General features: G+C 70.6%; 17 protein-coding genes and 2 pseudogenes. 13 read left to right on the forward strand and 6 right to left on the reverse strand.

From position 1 onward, the window contains the following. Positions 1–35 precede the first annotated feature (35 nt). Together P0R35_RS16710 and P0R35_RS12035 are read left to right on the forward strand one after the other, a co-directional pair. Positions 36–1839 (forward strand): annotated as a pseudogene (locus P0R35_RS16710) (methyl-accepting chemotaxis protein). Positions 1840–1903: 64 nt separating this feature from the next. Next, positions 1904–2155: a DUF7967 family protein gene (locus tag P0R35_RS12035; RefSeq protein WP_284012705.1), complete on the forward strand. Its 252-nt coding sequence runs from the start codon at positions 1904–1906 to the stop codon at positions 2153–2155. A gap of 64 nt (positions 2156–2219) precedes the next feature. Here P0R35_RS12035 and P0R35_RS12040 read toward each other — a convergent pair whose 3' ends face one another. Beyond that, entirely contained in the window at positions 2220–2372 is a 153-nt protein-coding gene (locus tag P0R35_RS12040) for a DUF7556 family protein (protein ID WP_284012706.1), read from the reverse strand. Between the two features lie 147 nt (positions 2373–2519). Here P0R35_RS12040 and P0R35_RS12045 point away from each other — a divergent pair, with 147 nt between their 5' ends. The 3 genes from P0R35_RS12045 to P0R35_RS12055 are packed head-to-tail and all read left to right on the forward strand — an operon-like array spanning position 2520 to position 5812. Then, on the forward strand, positions 2520–3374 hold the full coding sequence (locus P0R35_RS12045; protein ID WP_284012707.1) for a CBS domain-containing protein: 855 nt from the start codon (positions 2520–2522) through the stop codon (positions 3372–3374). A 1-nt stretch (position 3375) separates the two neighbouring features. Next, positions 3376–5172, forward strand: coding sequence for a glycine--tRNA ligase (glyS, locus tag P0R35_RS12050; RefSeq protein WP_284012709.1), 1797 nt, complete (start codon positions 3376–3378; stop codon positions 5170–5172). Between the two features lie 7 nt (positions 5173–5179). Beyond that, positions 5180–5812 carry a dolichol kinase gene (locus P0R35_RS12055; RefSeq protein ID WP_284012710.1) on the forward strand — a complete coding sequence of 211 codons (633 nt, stop codon included), beginning with the start codon at positions 5180–5182 and terminating at the stop codon, positions 5810–5812. Positions 5813–5839: 27 nt separating this feature from the next. Here P0R35_RS12055 and P0R35_RS12060 read toward each other — a convergent pair whose 3' ends face one another. Then, positions 5840–6499, reverse strand: a complete 660-nt coding sequence (locus P0R35_RS12060; RefSeq protein WP_284012711.1) for a helix-turn-helix domain-containing protein — start codon at positions 6497–6499, stop codon at positions 5840–5842. Between the two features lie 85 nt (positions 6500–6584). Between P0R35_RS12060 and P0R35_RS12065 the strand changes: the two are divergent. Beyond that, positions 6585–6974, forward strand: a pseudogene (locus tag P0R35_RS12065) (SDR family oxidoreductase); the annotation flags it as partial. A 104-nt stretch (positions 6975–7078) separates the two neighbouring features. Continuing rightward, the gene (locus tag P0R35_RS12070; RefSeq protein ID WP_284012712.1) at positions 7079–7429 is read left to right on the forward strand and encodes a Rossmann-fold NAD(P)-binding domain-containing protein; all 351 of its coding nucleotides are present in this window, start codon (positions 7079–7081) and stop codon (positions 7427–7429) included. Between the two features lie 10 nt (positions 7430–7439). On the opposite strand, the gene P0R35_RS12075 is transcribed toward P0R35_RS12070, so the two are convergent. Next, the gene (locus P0R35_RS12075) at positions 7440–7619 is read right to left on the reverse strand and encodes a DUF8107 family protein (protein WP_284012714.1); all 180 of its coding nucleotides are present in this window, start codon (positions 7617–7619) and stop codon (positions 7440–7442) included. Between the two features lie 51 nt (positions 7620–7670). On the opposite strand from P0R35_RS12075, the gene P0R35_RS12080 reads away from it, so the two are divergent. From P0R35_RS12080 to P0R35_RS12090, 3 genes are all read left to right on the forward strand, one after another. Continuing rightward, positions 7671–7994: a hypothetical protein gene (locus tag P0R35_RS12080; RefSeq protein WP_284014627.1), complete on the forward strand. Its 324-nt coding sequence runs from the start codon at positions 7671–7673 to the stop codon at positions 7992–7994. Positions 7995–8068: 74 nt separating this feature from the next. Continuing rightward, positions 8069–8473, forward strand: coding sequence for an SRPBCC family protein (locus P0R35_RS12085; protein WP_284012715.1), 405 nt, complete (start codon positions 8069–8071; stop codon positions 8471–8473). 85 nt (positions 8474–8558) lie between these two features. Then, a complete protein-coding gene (locus P0R35_RS12090; protein ID WP_284012716.1) occupies positions 8559–8780 on the forward strand; it encodes a hypothetical protein in 222 nt (73 codons plus the stop codon). A 16-nt stretch (positions 8781–8796) separates the two neighbouring features. Here the strand turns inward: P0R35_RS12090 and P0R35_RS12095 are convergent, their stop codons facing one another. Next, positions 8797–10092 carry a CobW family GTP-binding protein gene (locus P0R35_RS12095; RefSeq protein WP_284012717.1) on the reverse strand — a complete coding sequence of 432 codons (1296 nt, stop codon included), beginning with the start codon at positions 10090–10092 and terminating at the stop codon, positions 8797–8799. Positions 10093–10271: 179 nt separating this feature from the next. Here P0R35_RS12095 and P0R35_RS12100 point away from each other — a divergent pair, with 179 nt between their 5' ends. From P0R35_RS12100 to P0R35_RS12110, 3 genes are all read left to right on the forward strand, one after another. After that, a complete protein-coding gene (locus P0R35_RS12100) occupies positions 10272–10568 on the forward strand; it encodes a DUF7990 family protein (protein WP_284014628.1) in 297 nt (98 codons plus the stop codon). Between the two features lie 2 nt (positions 10569–10570). Further along, entirely contained in the window at positions 10571–11551 is a 981-nt protein-coding gene (locus P0R35_RS12105) for an ArsA family ATPase (protein WP_284012718.1), read from the forward strand. 210 nt (positions 11552–11761) lie between these two features. After that, positions 11762–13603: a carbon starvation CstA family protein gene (locus P0R35_RS12110; protein ID WP_284012719.1), complete on the forward strand. Its 1842-nt coding sequence runs from the start codon at positions 11762–11764 to the stop codon at positions 13601–13603. 497 nt (positions 13604–14100) lie between these two features. Here the strand turns inward: P0R35_RS12110 and arlJ are convergent, their stop codons facing one another. Continuing rightward, complete coding sequence (gene arlJ, locus P0R35_RS12115; protein WP_284012721.1) at positions 14101–15849, reverse strand: archaellar assembly protein ArlJ/FlaJ; 1749 nt, start codon at positions 15847–15849, stop codon at positions 14101–14103. Between the two features lie 7 nt (positions 15850–15856). Next, entirely contained in the window at positions 15857–17524 is a 1668-nt protein-coding gene (gene flaI, locus P0R35_RS12120; protein ID WP_284012722.1) for an archaellum flagellar ATPase motor FlaI, read from the reverse strand. Positions 17525–17664 lie beyond the last annotated feature (140 nt).

Here is a 17664-nt window from a genome sequence, read left to right on the forward strand (position 1 = left end):
TTAGGCTTAATCGGGGTACGCGTAGCAGGTGTAGTATGTCACTGTTAGGTCGGCTCCGGGAGTGGGTGCCCGGCACGGCGACGGACACCACCATCGCGGACGGCGGGGTCACCGTCGAGGCGGGCGGGGACCCCGCGCCGGCGCCGGAGCCGGAGGACGACGACGAACTGAACGTGGACGACGACCTGTTGCTCGACGGTATCGGCTCGCCGGTGTTCATGCTCGACGGCGACGGCGAGATCGTCGCGTGGAACTCGGCGATCGAGGATCTCACGGGCGCGACCGCCGAGGAGGCGGTCGGCCACGAACACGCCAGCGAGATGTTCTACCCGGACGGCCGCCGCGCGCAGACGCTCGCGGACAAGGTCCTCGAGTACCCGAAGTCGGTCCACGAGGAGTTCGACGTCGATCTCAAGAACGAGTGGACGTGGCTGTACGCGGACACCAGCGTGATGACCGACCAGCACGGCGTCGACCGGAGCATCTACTTCACGGCGATGCCGCTGTACGAGGACGGCGAACTGGTGGCCGTCGTCGAGACCGTCCGGGACCGGACCGAGCAGGCCAAGCGACAACAGGCCGTCGAGGGGCTGGTGGACGAACTCGGGTCGGCGATGGCGGCGCTCATGGGGGGGCGACCTGTCCCGGCGCGCCCGGTTCGACGACGAGGACGACTGCCTCGACGACCGGCTGCTGGCGGTCGTCGACGACCTCAACGAGATGGCCGAGGCGTTCCAGGAGACCGCCGCCGGCGTCGACGAGGGGACCGCGCGACTGGAGGACTCCGTCGATGAGGCGGTCGACGCCGCCGAGGAGATCGCCGAGAACGTCGGCCAGCAGAACGAGCTCCTGTCGGAGGGCGTCACCGAGATGCAGACGTTCTCCGCGTCGATGGAGGAGGTCGCCGCCACCGCCGAGGAGGTCGACGTCGCCGCCGAGCAGGCGCGCGAGGCCGCGACCGAGGGGCTCGACGCCAGCGAGGACGCCCGCGAGGCGACCGAGGACGTCACCGAGATCGGCGAGGAACTCGTCGACTCCGTCACCGACCTGGGCGAGCGGATGGACGACATCGAGGCGGTCGTCGAGGTCATCTCCGACGTCGCCGAGCAGACGAACCTGCTCGCGCTCAACGCCAACATCGAGGCCGCCCGCGCCGGCAAGGACGGCGACGGCTTCGCCGTCGTCGCCGAGGAGGTGAAGACGCTCGCCGACGAGACCCGCCAACACACCGAGCAGATCACCGGCAACATCGAGGAGTTGCAGAACCAGACCGACTCGACGGTCGTCGCCGCCGAGCAGAGCCACCAGCAGATCGACCACGCGGCCGACCAGATCGACGACGTGCTGGAGGCGTTCGAGGACATCGCCGCCTCCATCGACCAGGCGGCCGACGGCATCACCGAGGTGTCGCGCGCGACCGACGACCAGGCCGCCACCGTCGAGGAGCTCACCGCCACCATCGAGGACGTGCGCGAGCGCTCGACCGAGGCCGAACACGCCGCCGACCGCATCGTCGCCGCCACCGACGACCAGAGTCGTGCGATCGAGGACCTCTCCGAGCGCGTCGCCGAGCTGCGCGGCGAGGACGCCGAGAGCGCCGGCTTCCGCGCCGACGGCGGCCGCACGAGCTCGCTCGTCGACGACGCGGAGCGGGAGTTCCGCACCGACGGCGGCGTGACCTTCGACGTCGACCCCGACGAGACCGACGGCGAGGACGACGACGCCGACGGCGTCACGATCGAACCGGCCGCCGAGGACGACGAGGCCGCCGGGGCGGACGACGAGGCGGCGACCGAGACCGACGACGAGGAGTACGGCGGCTTCGAGTTCGGGAACTGACCCGCCGGCCGACCGCCGCCGCGGATCCCGGGACCCTTTCTCCGTGCCGCGCCAACCCCGAGCCATGCGCCTCTGGCTCGTCTCCCGCGAGTACGACACCCGACAGACCGTGACGCTCACGTACGCGAGCGTCGACGGCGAGCGATCCTACACGAGACAGGCGTCGATCGAGCTGCTCCAGCGCAGCCCCGTCACCGCCGCCGTCGACCGCGACGGGACCGACACCGAGCCCGTCGACGACCCGGCGACGCGCGAGCGCTACGCCGCGGAGGCCGAGCGGATGGCCGCCGACCACGACCCCGACGACGAGGTGTGAGCGGACGCGCCGCTGGCGGCCGCGAGGAGCGAGAGAAGGACGCGCGGGACCGGCCCCGCGCGGGTCAACACCAGTTCTCGAGCACCGGGGCGTCGGACTCGCCGACGGCGATCCAGGCGTCGTCGCACCCGAGGTCCGCGATGACGAACTCCGCGGAACCCTCGTCCACCGACGCCATCACCTCACCGGGCTCGCACCCCGTGTGCCTCGTTGTCATATGCGTACCTCTCACATGCTTACTGATAAACTCGTCGGATCGGCGACGCGCCGGCCGCGCGGGCGGACCGGTCGCCGGTGTCGCCGCCGCGACACGGCGCTCCACACCTTCGCATGATACAAGAGGCGTGGGGGCGCACGACGGGGTATGAACGTCGAAGACGCGATGACCCCGCGGGCCGAACTCGTCACGGCCTCGCTCCCCGGCGGCCGCGACGACGTGCTCGCGTACCTCCAGGAGTACCGCTTCTCCTCGGTCCCGGTCGTGAAAGGCGAGGGCGACGACGAGGTGTACCGCGGCCTCGTCTCCCGCGACGACCTGATCGAACAGCCCGACGAGGACCAGCTGGCGCTGTTGATGCGCGAGACGCCGACCGTGACGCCGGCGACGAACCTGCGCGACGCCGCGCAGGTGATGGTCGGCGGCACCCGCCGGGTCCCCGTCGTCGAGGAGCAAGACGGCGATCGCCTCGTCGGCATCGTCACCGTCACCGACATCGTCGCCGCCATCGCCCGGGAGGAGGTCGCGGTCGACGCGACCTGCGGCGACGTCGCCGGCACCGACATCAACACGGTGTACGCCGGCACGCCGCTGACGGTCGCCGAGCGCGAACTGTTCTTCGCGAACGTCCCGTACGGCGTCGTCCTCGACGACGACGGCGACGTGGCGGGCATGCTCACCGAGGTCGACGTACTGGAGGTCGCCCGCGTCGTCGAGGGCGAGGACGACACCGGCGACTCCATCGCCGGGCAGGACGACGAGTGGAAGTGGGAGGGCATCAAGGCCGTCGGCAACTCCTACGTCCCCACCCGCAACGTCGAGATCCCCGCCGAGCCCGTCTCGGAGTTCATGACCGAGGACGTGATCACCGTCTCGCGGACGCGCAGCGTCGTCGAGGCCGCACAGGAGATGATCTCCGAGGACATCGAGCAGATGCCGATGCTCGCGGGCGGCGAACTCGTCGGCATCGTGCGCGACGTCCACCTGCTGGAGGCGCTGTAGGATGGCCGAACAGGAGGACGTGATCGAGCTGGCGAAGCGCCGAGGCTTCTTCTTCGGCGCCAACGGCGCCTACGGCGGCGTCGCCGGCTTCTACACGTACGGGCCGAACGGCGCGGCGGTGAAGGACAACCTCGAGTCCGCCTGGCGCGACCGCTTCACGGTCCGCCAGGGCAACATGGAGATCGAGGCGCCCACCATCATGCCCGAGGCCGTCTTCGAGGCGTCAGGCCACCTCGACGGCTTCGACGACATGCTCGTCGAGTGCCCCGAGTGCGGCGAGTCCCACCGCGCCGACCACCTCATCGAGGACAACACCGGCATCGAGGAGGCCGAGTCGCTCCCCATCGCGGAGGTCAAGGAGCTGATCCGCGAGCACGACCTGCGGTGTCCGACGTGTGACACCCCGCTCGCGGACGAGCCGGTCGAGGACTTCAACCTCATGTTCGAGACGAGCATCGGCCCCGGCTCGGGCCAGCCCGGCTACATGCGCCCGGAGACGGCGCAGGGCATCTTCGTCGAGTTCCCGCGGCTCAAGGAGTACGCGCGCAACCGCCTCCCGTTCGGCGTCACCCAGATCGGCCCCGCCTACCGCAACGAGATCAGCCCCCGCAAGGGCATCATCCGCGTTCGCGAGTTCACGCAGGCCGAGCTGGAGACGTTCATCGACCCCGAGACGGACGAGCCGCCGCTCCACGAGGTCGAGGACGTCGAAGTTCGTCTGTACTCGGCCGAAGCGCAAGAAGCGGACGACGGCGGCATCACGACGACGACCGTCGGCGAGGCCGTCGCCGAGGGCGTCATCGCCTCCGACTGGGTCGCCTACTACCTCGGCGTCGCACAGGAGTGGTACCAGCGTATCGGCGTCGACACGGACCGGTTCCGCTTCCGCCAGCACCTCCCGGGCGAACTCGCCCACTACGCGGCGGACTGCTGGGACGCCGAGAGCGAGGTCGGCGGCGACTGGATCGAGATCACCGGCTTCGCGTACCGCTCGGACTACGACCTCACGAAGCACGCCGACCACTCCGGCGAGTCGTTCACCGTGTTCAAGCAGTACGACGAGCCGAAGACGGTCGAGCGCGCGACGGTCGACCCGGACATGGCGACGCTCGGGCCCGAGTTCGGCGGCGACGCCGGCGCGGTCGCCGAGGCGCTCCGGACGCTCGCCGAGCGCGACCCCGACGCCTTCGACGCCGACGAGGTCGAGGTGGAGGTCGACGGCGACAGCTACACCGTCGACACGGACGTGGCGAACTTCTCGGTCGAGACGGTGACCGAGAACGGCGAGCACATCACCCCGCACGTCGTCGAGCCGTCGTTCGGCGTCGACCGCATCGTGTACACCGTCATCGAACACGCCTACCGCGTCGACGAGGTCGACGGCGAGGAGCGCACGTACCTCGCGTTGGACCCGGAGATGGCCGCGACCGACGCCGCCGTGTTCCCGCTCGTCTCCAACGACGACCGCCTGCTCGACCTCGCGGACGAGGTGACGGCCGACCTGCGCGCGGCGGGCCTCGCCGTCGAGTACGACGACTCCGGCTCCATCGGCCGGCGCTACCGTCGGCAGGACGAGGTCGGCACGCCGTTCTGCGTCACGGTCGACCGCGACGGTATCGAGGGCGACGGCCCCGACACCGTCACCGTTCGCGAGCGCGACTCCGCCCGGCAGGTCCGGGTGCCCGTGAGCGCGGTCGCCGACGAGATCGCCGCCCTGCTGGACCCGGAGACGGAGCGCGCGTTCGACGCGCTCGCGGCGGCGTACGACGAGATCGAGACCGACGTGGAGACCGCCTGAACCGGGGATGGGGGAGCTGAAGCGACGGGCGGTCCACCTCTCGGGAACCGGGTTCCCGGCGATCTACCTGCTGGACCTCGTGACGTGGCGCCAACTGCAGGCGCTGCTGCTCGTGGCGACGGCCGGCGTGTTCCTGTTGGAGTTCCTCCGGCTCGTCGTCGAGGTGGAGTGGGGCCCGCTCGACCGCGTGTACGACGAGCTGACGCGCGAGTACGAGGCCGACAACGTCGCCGGCTACGCGCTGTTCATGGTGGGCGCGACGCTCGCGGCGCTGGCGGTCGCGCCGCCGTACGGGCCCGCCGCCGTGGCGGTCGAGCCGCCGCTGGCGGTGCCGGCGATCCTCATGCTGTCGATCGGCGACCCCGTCTCGGGGTACCTCGGGAGCAACGACGCGACGACGGCGAAGGAGGTGGGGGTGCTCGCGGTGATGTTCCTCGTCTGCTTCGCGCTCGCGGTGCCGTTCACGACGCTCCACGCGGGGACGGTCGTCGGCGTCGCCGCCGCGGCCGCGGGCGCGCTCGGCGCGACCGTCGCCGACGGCCTGAAGCCGGTGATCCGCGGCTACGTCGTCGACGACAACCTCACCATCTCCCCGACCGCGGGGGCGGCGATGACCGCGGTGTTCGTGTTCGCGGCGTAGCGGTCGGTCGCCCCCGCGAGCGGCCCGTCACAGCCGTTCGAGCGCCGTCCGGACGAGCGTCGCCTCGGCCTTCCGGAGGTGTTCGGCAGCCGTGCTGGGCGCGCAGTCCAGCGCCTCGGCCACGTCCCGCTGGCTCCCCGTGCGCGGCACCTCGTAGTAGCCCGCCGCGAGGGCGGCCTCGACCGCCTCGCGCTGGCGGGGGCTCAGTCGTCGGGTCGCCGGGGCGAGCGCGGTCAGCCCGCCGACGCGTTCGACGGTCACCTCGACGGGCGGGTCGAGCGCGTCGACGAGCGCGCCGACCGCGTCGCTCGGTCCGAACACCGACAGCTCCACGGCCCCGTCGCGCCGGTAGCGGATCGGCGGCACCACGACCAGTCCCGCGGCCGCGAGCGGGGCGAACAGGTCCGCGACCGGGCCGACCGTGTCGTCGCGAACGTACGCGTAGAAGGCGCCGTCGTCGACGGGTGCGAGCGCGTGCTCGACGACCGCGTCGAGCGCCCCGACCGCCTCGTCGAAGGCCGCGGCGTCGCCCTCGACGTAGTGGAGGACCCCGAGCGTGCCGTCGGTGCGGTTCCACTGCAGCGCCGTCGCACGCTCGACGAACGGCGCGCCGGTGAGGAGGCCGTACATCGGGTGGATCGCCGACTCGTGCCCGCCGGCCGTGATCGACAGGCGAACGTGTTTCACACGGCGGGCGGTCCGGCGCGTCGCTGATAAATCCCCCGAGCAGTTCCGGCAGCGAGCCCTCGGGGACGGGGGCGGATCCCGTCGTATGGGACGGATCCTGCTCACCGGCGCGACGGGGACGCTCGGGCGACGACTGCTCCCGCGGCTGCTCGCCGCCGGCCACCGCGTCACGGCGACGAGCCGGACGCCCGACACCGCCCGCGAGACGGTCCGGGACGCCGACGGACTCGACTGGACGGCGCTGGACCTCGAGGACGGCGACGGGATCGAACCGCTCGCCGACTCGCTCGCCGACGTCGACCGCGTGATCCACGCGGCGACCGCGCCGCGGGGCGACACGGCGGCGGTCGACGCGGCGGGCACCGAGCGGCTGGTGTCGGCGGCGGCCGACGCCGGCGTCGACGGGTTCTGGTACGTGTCGATCGTCGGCGTCGACGCGATCCCGTACTCGTACTACCGACACAAACGCCGGGCCGAGCGGGCGGTGGCGGCGAGCGACGTGCCGTCGACGGTCGTCCGCTCGACGCAGTTCTACGCGTTCCTCGACGGCCTCCTCGGCGGCCTCTCGCGGCTCCCCGTGTGGCCGGTGCCGAGGGGGTGCCGCTGCAGCCGGTCGCCGCCGCCGACCTCGCCGACGTGCTCGTCGCCGCCCTCGAGCGCCCCGGCGACAGGGTCCCGGCGGTGGCCGGCCCGACGGTCGAGACCGTCGGCTCGCTGGCGCGGACGTACCGCGAGCGCCGGGGGCTCCGGCGGCCGATCCTCCCGGTTCCGGTCCCCGGGTCGACGGCCGCCGGCTTCCGGGCCGGGCACGCGACCCGCCCCGACCGGGCCGTCGGGACGATTACGTGGGCGGAGTGGCTGGCGGCGGCGTCCGGCGACGGCGACGCCGGCGAGGACCCGCCGGCGGCCGAGGCGCTGGCGCCGTCCTGACCGCGCCGCGCTACCGCAACACGATCAGGTACGTCGCCAGGAACACGACGAGCGTCATCCCGACGACGTTCTCGACGGTGAGCGAGGCGAGGTCCGCGTACGACAGCCCCCACACGACGACGGTGGAGAACGCGGTCGAGAGGACGAGGTTCATCGCGAGCAGCACGCGCGGGTCGCCGTCGCTTGCCATGGCTCGGCCTGCGGGGACCACCTACTTGTCTCCCGCGGTCGTAGCCGCCCCATGCGCCTCCGGAACCGTCGGGGCGACCCCGTCGACCCGGTTCCGTTCCTCGTCGTCGCCGGCACCGCGTTCATGATCGTCTACTCCGTGGGGCCGGTGTACCTCATCACGCTGTTCGGCGTCGACGTCGCGACGGCGGTCGCCGGCTCGACGCCCGTCTTCCTCCTCGCGACGGCCGCCGCGTACTGGCGGTTGGTCCGGACCGTCCGCCCGGACCTGCGCGCGGAGACGCCCGCAGAGTGGCGGTTCCGGCGGCTGTGGTACGCGGCCGTCGGGTTCGGGCTCCTGTTGGTCGCGCTGACGCTCCCGTTCCTCGAGTGGTAGCCGGCGCCGGTCGCGACCGCCCCCGGCGCGGCCCGCTCCCCCGTGTTTTTGTCCGGGCCGCGCCCACGCCGGGTATGCGCGAAGTCGAGGCCGAGCGGTTCGTCGCCGCCCCGCCCGCGGCCGTCCGGCGCCTGCTGTCGCCGACGGCGCTCGTCGAGTACGAGGGGAGCTTCACGGCCCGGTCGACCGGCGAGGACGGCGACGCCACCGTCGTCACCGTCGCCGGCGGCGGGCTGGAGTTCGACCTCCGGGTGACCGAGACCGCCGACGGCTGGCGCTACGAACAGGCCGGCGAGCGCGGGCCGTTCGACGCGATGGAGACCGTGGTGACGGTCGCCCCCGCGAACGAGGGGAGCCGCCTCCGGGCCGTCTCGCGCGTCTCGCTGGGGCTCCCGGTGCCGCTGGCCGACCGGGTCGCCGGCTGGAAGCGACGCGGCGAACTGCGGCGCCTGCTCGACAACGTCGCCGACGACGTCTGAGTCGGCCGACGCCGCCGGTCGCGGTCGTGTGCCCGGCGCGCGAGCCCGCGGGGAGTTTACACGCGTGCCGTCGAGTCACACGGGCATGGGACTGCTCGGCACGCTCACGGAGACGCTGAAGGCCTCGACGGAGTCGCCGACCCGCGGCGACGGCGTCGAGGAGTCGGCGGGCGCCTACTGGTGTCACGACTGCGACGAACGCCTGCTCGACCTCGACGTCGACGGCGAGGCGCCGCCGTCGTGTCCCGACTGCGGCGCGGAGATGACGTTCGAGCGCTCGCCGGGGTCGACCGGCTGCGCCTGCTGAGGGCGGCACGCCGCGACTACCCCAGCGAGACGACCGTCCCGCCGTCCCCCTCCTCCCCCGTCGGGAACCACTCGGCGGGGTCGACGCCCGACCCGTCCGCCAGTTCCGCGTCCGTACACAGGCAGTCGTCGAGCCGCGCGCGCACCGCGGACTCGTCGAGGTCGACCCCGATGACGACCAGTTCCGTGTGGCGGTCGCCCCACTCGTCGTGCCAGTCGGCGTCGTCGCGCCGGTTCGCCCGGTACAGGTCGCGGTCCGCCTCGTCCATGGCGGCGACCCACGGGCCGACCGCCTCCACCCGAACCGACGGTCCCGCCTGACTGTAGGCGAGCCGCTGGTCGCCGCCGGCGACGTGGAGCGTCCCCTTCGAGCGGACGACCGACTCCGGCAGGTCCGCGAGCACGGCCGCGAGCCGCCCGGGGTGGAACGGGCGGCGCTCGCGGTAGACGAAGGAGGTGACGCCGTACACCTCGTCGGGGTGGGCGTGGTCGTGGTCGCCGTGGCCGCCACGGTCCCCGTGGTCGTACTCGTGCCTCTCCTCCTCGCCGCCGTGACCGCGGGCCCCGCCGTCGCGGTCGCGGTGTTCGTACAGGTCCACGTCGAGCACGCGGTCGAGCGGCGCCGCCGCGTGCTCGGTGCGGAGCGTCTCGACGCCCGGGCGGAGCGCGCGCACGAGGTCCGCGGCCTCCGCGAGGGCGGCCTCGTCGCAGAGGTCCGCCTTGTTGAGCAGCACCACGTCGGCCCCCTCCACCTGTTCGACGAGCAGGTCCGAGAGGGGGCGGACCTCGTCGGGCCCGTCGCCGGCGGTCGCGTCGCCGTCGGCGGGGGCGCCCCGCCGCTCGGGCGTCCCCTCGCCGGCGAAGGCGTTGAGGAACTGCGGCGTGTCGAGGACGGTGACGACGGCGTCCATCCGGTAGCGCGCGGCCGCCGGGCCGTTGGTGAACTGGCGGGCGACCGGCCCGGGTTCGCTGATCCCCGACGGCTCGACGACGAGGTGGTCGAACTCCTTGCCGTCGGCGAGTTGGACGACCGCGCGTTCGAGGTCGTCGCGCAGTTCACAGCAGATACAGCCGTTCGACAGCTCGGCGACGCCGACGGCGGGGAGGTCCTCCGAGGAGAGGAGGTCGTAGTCGACGTTCACCGCGCCCACATCGTTGACCAGCACCGCGATGTCGCGCTCGCCGGCGTTCGACAGCAGGTGGTTGACGAGCGTCGTCTTCCCCGCGCCGAGGCTCCCCGAGAGGACGGTCACGGGGATCGCGTCGTCGTCGGCCGAGCCGGGACCGCCGCCGAGACCGCGTCCGGGCGTCATGTGTCGTCCCCGGATCGGTGGGTGTGGTACTTGTGCCCGTTGGTCGCGGCGACGCGGCGGGCCGTCGCGACCGCCGAGGGCGCCCCGCGGCCGGAGGCGACGCGGCGCGGCGACCGGAACTGCCTTATCGGCGGTAGCGTCTCACACGGACAATGACCGACGACAGCGCGGACGGGGAGGTGACGCTCGCCGACCGGATCGACGACTTCCTCGCGGTCCTCCGCGAGTGGGCGGCCGGCCTGTACCACGGGCTGGTCACCCACCCCGCCTACGAGAAGATCGAGAAGGAGGCCGAGGACACCGAGGACACGTTCATGCTGGCGTGCTTCCCGGACGCCTTCGGCATCCCGTCGCCCGTCTCCTACTACACCGCCGAACTGCTCCCGTACCTCGAAAGCGAGTTCGAGGCGTGGGAGCGACGGATGTGGGACCGCGGGTCGATGCTCGAACGCAAGGGCGAACAGTACCACTTCTGACGATGGAGAAGTTCGTGTTCTTCGGCGGGAAAGGGGGCGTCGGCAAGACGACCATGTCGGCGGCGTACGCGGTCAAGTGCGCCGCCGCGGGGCTCGACACGCTCGTCGTGTCGACGGACCCGGCCCACTCCACGTCGGACGTGTTCGACCAGCGGTTGGGCGACGAACCGCAGGCGGTCGACGGTCGCGACGGGCTGTGGGCCATGGAGATCGACCCCGACGAGGAGGTCGAACACCACCTCATGGAGACGAAACGGGCGCTCGGCGACCAGGTGAGCGCCGCGCTCGTCAACGAGATCGACCGGCAGATCGAGATGGCCCACCAGACGCCCGGCGCCTACGAGGCGGCGCTGTTCGACCGCTTCGTCGACGTGATGCGCTCGAGCGAGGCGTTCGACCGCGTCGTGTTCGACACCTCGCCCACCGGCGGCACCCTCCGGCTGCTCGGGCTCCCGGAGTTCCTCGAGGGGTGGATCGACCGCCTGCGGCGCAAGCGCGAGCAGTCGATCGACCTGTACGAGAAGGCCGCCATCGGCAACACCGAGCCGCGGCGCGTGATGGACGGCGACCCGATCCTCGCGCGGCTCCGGGAGCGCAAGGAGTTCTTCGAGTACGCCGGGCGGATGCTGCGCGAGCACACCGCCTTCTTCCTCGTCGTCAACCCCGACGAACTGTCCGTCCGGGAAACGCGCCGCGCCGCCGATGGCCTCGCCGACCGGGGGCTCGCGGTGCGGGGGCTCGCCGTGAACCGGCTCACACCCTCGCCGGACGACGACGAGAACGGCCGCGGGGCGCGCTACCTCCGCGACCGCGTCGCGACCGAGCGGGCACACCTCCGGACGCTGCGCGAGGCGTTCGACCAGCCCGTCGTCGCCGAGATCGAGACGCGGGTCGAGGAGGTGAAGGGCGACTTCCTCACGGAGGTCGCCGAGGAACTCGACGTCGACACCGCCCCGCCCGCGGCGCCGCCGACCGACGAGTGAACGGTGCGCGGGCGACCGGACGCTCGCGTGCGAGGTCGCCACAAAGTATTCAAGCGAAGATCGGGAGTAAATTCTGCGTCCAAGCGTTCGAAACCTTAGATGAACGGGCGTTCAGGTGGCCGTTTCGGCCGGTTTCCGGTTCCGAGGGGCGGCCAGAAACTGTAACGTTTTTATATTCTGTCCACACACGCCTGCGATGAGGTAACACACATGGTGGCTGTGATGTGGCTGGTGCTCGCGGTGCTCGCGCTGTTCAGCGCGGGGTACCTCGGGTACTCGCGGTACCTTTCCAGGTTCGTCGAACTGGACGAGGATCGTGAGACGCCGGCCCACAAGTACGAAGACGGACAGGAGTACGTTCCGGCCAAGAAGCCGGTGCTCCTCGGGCATCACTATTCGAGTATCGCGGGCGGTGCACCCATCGTCGGCCCGATCACGGCCGGCGTCGTGTGGGGCTGGGTGCCCGCGCTGCTGTGGATCGGGATCGGCAACCCGCTGATGGGCGCGGTCCACGACTTCGTCTCGCTGTCGGCGAGTCTCCGGCACGAGGGGAAGTCGATCGGGTACATCATCGGCGAGTACGTCGGCGAACGCGGGAAGAACATGCTGCTGTGGTTCGCGTTCCTGACGATCATCCTCGTCGTGGCGGTGTTCGCGCTCGTCGTGGGCATCGTGTTCAACGCGTACCCCGAGGCGGCGACCGCGAGCCTGATCTACATCGCGCTCGCCGTGCTGTTCGGCGTGTACCTGTACCAGTTGAACCTCTCGTTCATCCCGGGGACGGTCGCGTTCGTCGCCGCGATGTTCGTGGGCGTGTACCTCGGGACGATGTTCCCGGTGGCGATCTTCGAGCCGGCCGCGCGGGCGCCGGCCGACACGATCGTCCTGCTGGGTAGCGGCGGGTCGTGGCTCCCGGCCGCCGGCGCCTTCGGCGCCAACACGGCCGCGTGGGTCCCGTTCATCCTCGTGTACGGGGCGATCGCGAGCGCGCTCCCCGTGTGGGTGCTGCTCCAGCCGCGCGACTACCTCTCGTCGTTCCTCCTGTACACGGGGGTCGGCGGGGCGCTGCTGGCGATCATCGTCGGCACCGTCGGCGGCTCGCTCGGCATCGCGGCGATCACGCCGAGCCAGCCGCTCGTGACGCAGTTGGAACCGTTCTACGGGTTCGTGGGGCGCTCCGGCGCGCCGCTGTTCCCGCTGCTGTTCATCACCATCGCGTGCGGGACCATCTCCGGGTTCCACTCGCTGGTGTCCTCGGGGACGACCTCGAAGCAGCTGAACAAGGAGACGGACGCGCGCGCCATCGGCTACGGCGGCATGCTCGGCGAGGGACTGCTCGCCACCGTCGCCCTCGTCGCGGTCGCCATCGTCGCGCCCGAGGTCGGCGGCGGCATCGGCCTCGCGCTGCCGACGTTCGCCACCGGCGGCGGGATCATGCTGACCAGCTTCGGCATCCCCGCCTCCTTCGGCGGCCCGTTCATGGCGCTCGTGCTGGTGAGCTTCCTGCTCACCTCGACCGACACGGCCGTCCGGCTCGGCCGCTACATGATGGAGGAGATCGTCGGGACGCCCGAGACCCCCGTCGAGTCGTTCGCGTCGGACCGCTACGGCAACGCGCTCGTGCAGGCGGTGCCCGCGTACGTGCTCATCACCAGCGGTTCGTGGCTCACGCTGTGGCAGCTGTTCGGCGGCGCGAACCAGCTGCTGGCGGCGCTGGCGCTGCTCACCGCGACGGTGTGGCTCGCCAACTGGAGCGACTCCAAGCAGCTGATCAGCACCGGCGGGCCGATGGCGGTCATGACCACGATCACCATCATCGGGCTGCTGTGGCTGGCGCTGCACGACAACCTCTACGCGAAGTTCCTCAACGACGCGTGGATGGCGGAGGCGACGACGGTCGCGATGATGTCGGCCATCGTCCAGATCGTCATCGCGTTCGTGCTCATCTACCTGGCGCTGTCGCTGGTGAAGATGGGCTACGAGAACATCCGGGACGCGCGCGGCGACGCCGGCGGCGCGGTCGCCACCGACGGCGGCCGGGCCGACGACTGAGCCGCCGCGCGGCCCCGACGCGGACGCGACGCGGTTCCTTCTTTCGACGCCCGTGACGCCAGCGGCGGCGCCGTCGTGCGCGGTCGCGACGGATGGACGCTGCCGCGACGGTCGCGATAGCCGGCGAAGGCGCCGGCTGGCCGCACCGAACGGGCTGGGGCGACGGGAACGGCGCGCCCGCGGTTCGCCGGCCGCGGGTCCGCCCCGCGACGACGGCGCGGGACGGTCGGCACGCCCGACGCGGAGCGCCCGCTCGCGACGACGCGTGACGGCGCGCGAAAACCGCGTCGGGGTCGAGGTGACGGAAACCAGGTCCCTACCCATGGCTTCGCCGCGACCCGACGGCGGCCACCTCCCGAGTCCCTCGTGTCCGCCGCTACCGGACCCACCGGGGCACCACGGATAACCGTTCCGCGCGGAGTATCAACGGTGAAACGGAGCTGTCGGCACCGTGCAACAACGGCCGACCGGGGGCGTGTTCGGGACCCGCCCGAGGATCAGATCGTGAGGATGGACGTGACTAGGTGCTTGGTGAAGATGGCGACCGCCGAGCCGAGCCACGTCATCAACACGAAGTGGAGGTAGGCGTTCGCCTTGTTCCCGCCGTCGATGGTTCGGATCATCACCGACGAGAGCACCGCGTTGAACAGGATGACCAACAGGAGCAGGAACTCGATGAGCGCGATGTCGTACACGCCGGCGTAGATGATCTGGCCGACGCCGCCCGCGTTGGTGACGTTGAACTGCTCGGACAGGTCCGCGAGGATGCTGACGACCTGCAGGCCGATGAAGAACGCGAACGCCGACGCGGAGGTGATCCCGTACAGCAGCCCGATCATCGTCACCGTCGCCTGCCGGCGCTGTTCGCGCAGTTGCATGACGGTGTTCATGTTCTTCGAGATGAGTTCGCCCAGCTGCTTCGGGCGGCCACCCATCGCGCGGCCCTCGAGGTACATGTCGGAGAACTTCTGGATGAGGTACGAACGCGTGTCGGTGGCGAAGGTGTACCACGCGTCCCCGGAGCTGATGCGGATGTTGAGCCGCCGGTACAGCCGGACGATGGAGGGGGTGAGCGCCCCGAAGTCCTTCCGGTGGAGCGTCTCCAACACGTCGCCCGTGGTCGACTGCTTGGCGGACTCCGCCGCGCCCAGCGCCCGGATGAACGACGGGAACTCGCCGTCGCGCTCCTCGATGTTGCGCTCCTCCAGACGGAGCATGATCCCCGTGACCGCCATCGGCGAGATGGGGACACAGAGGTACATCGCCAGCGGGATGTCCTCGAGGAAGAACAGGAGGCCGCGCAGCCCCGGCCCGATCCCGAACAGCCCGGCGCCGATGAACGCCACGAGCGCGGTCGTGCCGACGACGCCGACGGCGAAACTGGCCCACAGCCGGAAGTCCGACGGCGCCCCCTGCTCGGAGTGGAACCAGACGGGGTCGTGGGGCGACATCGCGCGGATGACGATGTAGAAGCCCAACTGCACCAGCATGAACAGGACGATGACGGCGGAGACGGTCATCGTCGGGTTGTCGCCGGTGAGGATGGGGAGCACGATGGCGAACACCAGCGCGAACGTCATCGAGAGGATCATCGACATGTACAGGTCCTTCATCACCTCGAGGTTCGCCAGCGCGCCCTCGTACACCGTGATGTAGTTCTGGATGACGGCGTCCTGCTCGGACAGGAGGAAGTCGTCCAGCGACTGCCCGGCGCCGATGGTGTAGCCGAGGCGGTCGAAGAAGTCCGAGAACGCGTCCGAGGGCACCTCCTTCGCGCGACGGCGCAACGCGTCGTCGAGCGACTGGTTCCACGTGTCGACGAGGTGGGTGACGCGGGCGAGTTCGTCGGCGGCGGCGCCGTACTCCTCCTCGCGCGCGAGCGTCCGGAACACCTCCATCCGGTCGATGTTCGTCGTCGACAGCACCGTCATGTGGGTCATGACGAGGTGGAGTTGGTTCTCGATGGCCACCTGCCGACCGTTGAGGTACAGCTTCGGGTAGATGACCGCCGCGACGAACACCAGCAGGCCGAGGGCGGGGATCGGCAGGCGGACCGTCAACGGCAGCGGGAGGAGGAACGCGCCGACGACCGTGAGCAGGAGGAAGCCCGCCGCCGGCAGGAGGACGTAGCCGACGTACTTCCGCTTGGACATGTCCAGCGCGTCGTACGACTCCAGCAGGTCCGCGGCCAGCTCGCTGGCCGAGTCCGGGAAGAAGTCCGACGACGACGCGCTGTTCGTGCTCATCCGTCGCTCACGTCGTGCGGTGCATGTCGAACGGCAGTCCGTCGACGCCGTCGCGCTGGAAGGAGGTGATCGCCTCGTTGACCTCGTGGTAGCCGAGAACCCCCTCCTGGATCATCCGCTCGATGAGCTCCGCGCGGAAGCTCAGGTCGTCGTAGATGTCGCGGGTGTCGGCGTACCCCAGCAGCGTCGCGATCTGCTCTTCGAGCACGTAGGAGTTGTTGCGCCCGCGGAAGACGATCTCGTCCTCGACGGGGTCCCAGTCGAACACCTGCCGGGTGACGACGCCGTCCATCTCCTTGGAGTACCCCTCGATCTCCTGGACGGAGGTGACACGCCGGAGCACCTTGTCGCCCTGTTTGACGCGGTTCTGGAACAGCGCCACGTCGGCCACGTCCATGAACGTCTCCGGGACGTTGATCGGCTCGGAGGTGAACCGCTGGATCATCGAGACGATGTCGGACGCGTGGAACGTCAGCATCACGGGGTGGCCCGTCTGGGCCGCCTGGAACGCCATGCGACCCTCCGCGCCACGCACCTCCCCCACGATGATGTAGTCGGGGCGCGAACGCAGCGCGGCCGCGACGAGGTCGAACATGTCCACGTCGTTCGACTCGCCGCCGTCGCCCTCCCGGGTCAACAGCTGCTGCCACGTGTTGTGCGGGGGGATGACCTCCGCGGTGTCCTCCGCGGTGTAGATCTTCGAGTCGCGGGGGATGTAGCTGAGGACGGCGTTGAGCGTCGTGGTCTTCCCGGACGCCGTCTCCCCGACGACGAAGACGGTCTGCTCGTTCTCCAGACACAGCCACAGGTACGCCGCCAGTTCGGGACTGAGCGTCCCCCACTTCGTGATCTGGTTGATCGACAGCGGCGTCTCCTCGCCCTGCCGGATGGTGAGCGAGGAGCCCTTGATGGAGACGTCGTCGGAGTAGATGATGTTGATACGCGACCCGTCCGGGAGCGTCGAGTCGATGATGGGGTTGGAGTCGGAGACGGGGTCGCCCATCCGCTCGCCCATGTTGCGCAGCCAGTTGTCGAACTCCTTCGGGGTCCCGAAGTCGACGGTCGTCTCCAGCATCCCGAACACGCCGTGGTCGACGTGGCACTCCTTCGGCCCGATGACGTGGATGTCCTCGTTCTCCGGGTCGCGCATGACCGGCTCCAGCGGGCCGAAGCCGACGATGTCGCGGTTGAGCCGGTAGCGGATGTTGTCGTACGTCTGCTTGGACACCTCGACGCGACCGAAGTTCTTGATCGTCGAGAGCACGTTGCGGCCGGTCTGCTCTTCGGTGACTGCGGTGACCTCCTCCAACAGCTCCTCGATGAGGTCGTCGTAGCCGGACTCCCCCTCGGGGGCGGGCTTGTGGCCGCTCTGTCGCAGCAGCTTCGACTTGACCGTGTCGAGCACCTGCTCTTCGGCGCCCGACAGCGTCGGCTCGACGGTGTAGTACTTCGTGTCCTGGCCGAAGTCGCCGTACACGTGACAGAAGATCGGGCCGCCGACCGGGTAGAGCACGTTCGGCCGCTGGGCCTCGTGGTCGCCCTCGATGTCGTCGACGAACATCGGGAACTCCCCGGTGATCTGCTTGAACTTCTGTAGGTGCTCCCGCAGGTGCGGGCGCTTCATCGCCAGCTGCTTCAACTCGCTCGACGGGTTCGCCTGTCCCTGATCTGTCATCGTTCACACCTCCGCGCCGACGTCAGCCGGCACGAGTTCGGTTCCGACCGCACGACGGCACCGGGCCCCCGACTCCCGGCAGGGGTGGTACGCATTACGACGATCAACCGACGAACGAGGCTTAAACCCTCCCCGCGAGC

This window comes from Halobaculum litoreum (assembly GCF_030127125.1).
In the GTDB taxonomy this organism is placed as follows: domain Archaea; phylum Halobacteriota; class Halobacteria; order Halobacteriales; family Haloferacaceae; genus Halobaculum; species Halobaculum litoreum.

Coding starts and splice junctions, on each gene's coding strand:
- P0R35_RS12040 (WP_284012706.1), bottom strand. CDS start 2,372: ATGACAACGAGGCACACGGGGTGCGAGCCCGGTGAGGTGATGGCGTCG.
- P0R35_RS12055 (WP_284012710.1), top strand. CDS start 5,180: ATGGGGGAGCTGAAGCGACGGGCGGTCCACCTCTCGGGAACCGGGTTC.
- P0R35_RS12080 (WP_284014627.1), top strand. CDS start 7,671: ATGCGCCTCCGGAACCGTCGGGGCGACCCCGTCGACCCGGTTCCGTTC.
- P0R35_RS12090 (WP_284012716.1), top strand. CDS start 8,559: ATGGGACTGCTCGGCACGCTCACGGAGACGCTGAAGGCCTCGACGGAG.
- flaI (WP_284012722.1), bottom strand. CDS start 17,524: ATGACAGATCAGGGACAGGCGAACCCGTCGAGCGAGTTGAAGCAGCTG.
- arlJ (WP_284012721.1), bottom strand. CDS start 15,849: ATGAGCACGAACAGCGCGTCGTCGTCGGACTTCTTCCCGGACTCGGCC.
- glyS (WP_284012709.1), top strand. CDS start 3,376: ATGGCCGAACAGGAGGACGTGATCGAGCTGGCGAAGCGCCGAGGCTTC.
- P0R35_RS12105 (WP_284012718.1), top strand. CDS start 10,571: ATGGAGAAGTTCGTGTTCTTCGGCGGGAAAGGGGGCGTCGGCAAGACG.
- P0R35_RS12075 (WP_284012714.1), bottom strand. CDS start 7,619: ATGGCAAGCGACGGCGACCCGCGCGTGCTGCTCGCGATGAACCTCGTC.
- P0R35_RS12095 (WP_284012717.1), bottom strand. CDS start 10,092: ATGACGCCCGGACGCGGTCTCGGCGGCGGTCCCGGCTCGGCCGACGAC.
- P0R35_RS12045 (WP_284012707.1), top strand. CDS start 2,520: ATGAACGTCGAAGACGCGATGACCCCGCGGGCCGAACTCGTCACGGCC.
- P0R35_RS12085 (WP_284012715.1), top strand. CDS start 8,069: ATGCGCGAAGTCGAGGCCGAGCGGTTCGTCGCCGCCCCGCCCGCGGCC.
- P0R35_RS12035 (WP_284012705.1), top strand. CDS start 1,904: ATGCGCCTCTGGCTCGTCTCCCGCGAGTACGACACCCGACAGACCGTG.
- P0R35_RS12110 (WP_284012719.1), top strand. CDS start 11,762: ATGGTGGCTGTGATGTGGCTGGTGCTCGCGGTGCTCGCGCTGTTCAGC.